The organism is Staphylococcus sp. KUGN1 (assembly GCF_045984185.1).
In the GTDB taxonomy this organism is placed as follows: domain Bacteria; phylum Bacillota; class Bacilli; order Staphylococcales; family Staphylococcaceae; genus Staphylococcus; species Staphylococcus warneri_A.
Genome location: NZ_JBJQIL010000014.1, coordinates 1 through 2,452 on the forward strand (window position 1 = coordinate 1; position 2,452 = coordinate 2,452).

Below are 2,452 nucleotides of genomic sequence, written 5' to 3' on the forward strand. Positions count from 1 at the left end.
TAATGTGGAGCCGTAGCGAAAGCGAGTCTGAATAGGGCGTTTAGTATTTGGTCGTAGACCCGAAACCAGGTGATCTACCCTTGGTCAGGTTGAAGTTCAGGTAACACTGAATGGAGGACCGAACCGACTTACGTTGAAAAGTGAGCGGATGAACTGAGGGTAGCGGAGAAATTCCAATCGAACTTGGAGATAGCTGGTTCTCTCCGAAATAGCTTTAGGGCTAGCCTCAAGTGATGATTATTGGAGGTAGAGCACTGTTTGGACGAGGGGCCCTTCTCGGGTTACCGAATTCAGACAAACTCCGAATGCCAATCAATTTAACTTGGGAGTCAGAACATGGGTGATAAGGTCCGTGTTCGAAAGGGAAACAGCCCAGACCACCAGCTAAGGTCCCAAAATATATGTTAAGTGGAAAAGGATGTGGCGTTGCCCAGACAACTAGGATGTTGGCTTAGAAGCAGCCATCATTTAAAGAGTGCGTAATAGCTCACTAGTCGAGTGACACTGCGCCGAAAATGTACCGGGGCTAAACATATTACCGAAGCTGTGGATTGTCCGTAGGACAATGGTAGGAGAGCGTTCTAAGGGCGTCGAAGCATGATCGCAAGGACATGTGGAGCGCTTAGAAGTGAGAATGCCGGTGTGAGTAGCGAAAGACGGGTGAGAATCCCGTCCACCGATTGACTAAGGTTTCCAGAGGAAGGCTCGTCCGCTCTGGGTTAGTCGGGTCCTAAGCTGAGGCCGACAGGCGTAGGCGATGGATAACAGGTTGATATTCCTGTACCACCTAGTATCGTTTTAATCGATGGGGGGACGCAGTAGGATAGGCGAAGCGTGCTATTGGATTGCACGTCCAAGCAGTAAGACTGAGTGTTAGGCAAATCCGGCACTCATAAGGTCAAGCTGTGATGGGGAGAGGAAATTGTTTCCTCGAGTCGTTGATTTCACACTGCCAAGAAAAGCCTCTAGATAGATAACAGGTGCCCGTACCGCAAACCGACACAGGTAGTCAAGATGAGAATTCTAAGGTGAGCGAGCGAACTCTCGTTAAGGAACTCGGCAAAATGACCCCGTAACTTCGGGAGAAGGGGTGCTCTTTAGGGTTAACGCCCAGAAGAGCCGCAGTGAATAGGCCCAAGCGACTGTTTATCAAAAACACAGGTCTCTGCTAAACCGTAAGGTGATGTATAGGGGCTGACGCCTGCCCGGTGCTGGAAGGTTAAGAGGAGTAGTTAGCTTCTGCGAAGCTACGAATCGAAGCCCCAGTAAACGGCGGCCGTAACTATAACGGTCCTAAGGTAGCGAAATTCCTTGTCGGGTAAGTTCCGACCCGCACGAAAGGCGTAACGATTTGGGCACTGTCTCAACGAGAGACTCGGTGAAATCATAGTACCTGTGAAGATGCAGGTTACCCGCGACAGGACGGAAAGACCCCGTGGAGCTTTACTGTAGCCTGATATTGAAATTCGGCACAGCTTGTACAGGATAGGTAGGAGCCTTTGAAACGTGAGCGCTAGCTTACGTGGAGGCATTGGTGGGATACTACCCTAGCTGTGTTGGCTTTCTAACCCGCACCACTTATCGTGGTGGGAGACAGTGTCAGGTGGGCAGTTTGACTGGGGCGGTCGCCTCCTAAAAGGTAACGGAGGCGCTCAAAGGTTCCCTCAGAATGGTTGGAAATCATTCATAGAGTGTAAAGGCATAAGGGAGCTTGACTGCGAGACTTACAAGTCGAGCAGGGTCGAAAGACGGACTTAGTGATCCGGTGGTTCCGCATGGAAGGGCCATCGCTCAACGGATAAAAGCTACCCCGGGGATAACAGGCTTATCTCCCCCAAGAGTTCACATCGACGGGGAGGTTTGGCACCTCGATGTCGGCTCATCGCATCCTGGGGCTGTAGTCGGTCCCAAGGGTTGGGCTGTTCGCCCATTAAAGCGGTACGCGAGCTGGGTTCAGAACGTCGTGAGACAGTTCGGTCCCTATCCGTCGTGGGCGTAGGAAATTTGAGAGGAGCTGTCCTTAGTACGAGAGGACCGGGATGGACATACCTCTGGTGTACCAGTTGTCGTGCCAACGGCATAGCTGGGTAGCTATGTATGGACGGGATAAGTGCTGAAAGCATCTAAGCATGAAGCCCCCCTCAAGATGAGATTTCCCAACTTCGGTTATAAGATCCCTCAAAGATGATGAGGTTAATAGGTTCGAGGTGGAAGCGTGGTGACACGTGGAGCTGACGAATACTAATCGATCGAAGACTTAATCAAAATTTATGTTTTGCGACGCAAAATCATTTTACTTACTATCTAGTTTTGAATGTATAATACATTCCATTTGTCTGGTGACAATGGCAAGGAGGTCACACCTGTTCCCATGCCGAACACAGAAGTTAAGCTCCTTAGCGCCGATGGTAGTCGGACTAACGTTCCGCTAGAGTAGGACGTTGCCAGGCAA

Annotated in this window: 2 rRNA genes; both read left to right on the plus strand. The window is 50.4% G+C overall.

From position 1 onward, the window contains the following. Positions 1-2,265, plus strand: a 23S ribosomal RNA gene (locus tag ACJQQZ_RS12475); the annotation flags it as partial. Positions 2,266-2,335: 70 nt separating this feature from the next. Next, positions 2,336-2,450: ribosomal RNA gene (gene rrf, locus ACJQQZ_RS12480) — 5S ribosomal RNA — on the plus strand. The last annotated feature ends 2 nt before the right edge of the window (positions 2,451-2,452 follow it).